At 46.7% G+C, this 430-nt stretch carries 1 pseudogene; it reads right to left on the reverse strand.

The features are described from left to right. Nucleotides 1-430 (reverse strand): annotated as a pseudogene (thiE, locus tag CIK04_RS22830) (thiamine phosphate synthase); the annotation flags it as partial.

Here is a 430-nt window from a genome sequence, read left to right on the forward strand (position 1 = left end):
GGCCTAGCTGTATCGCACGCACAATCTGTTGCTCTAAATCGGTTTGGTTTGGATCTTTAATCCGCAATTGGACCGTTTTAATTCCTAAAGGCAATAACTTCTCGATCCAACTGACATCGTCAACCACGGGATAGAGCCCTAACTGTTGAGCGCTAATCCGCGGAAACGCTTTTGTTAACGCTTCAATACTGTGGCTTGGTAAGATACCGAGCTCATCCAGGCGCAACACTGGAGTAGGAAACAAAGCAAAATCCGACACCCATCTTACACGTAGAACATTCAACATCGCACGTGCCAAAGTCAGGCAATCTTCGATTGGAAAATCAAGTGCGCTGAGCGATGACCACCCACGCCAAATGTCGATAGTTCGACTCCACACTATTGTTCTGCGGATAGTTTGGGAGTAATGAATATCGTAGTGCGCGAGTTT

The organism is Vibrio sp. 03_296 (assembly GCF_002265885.1).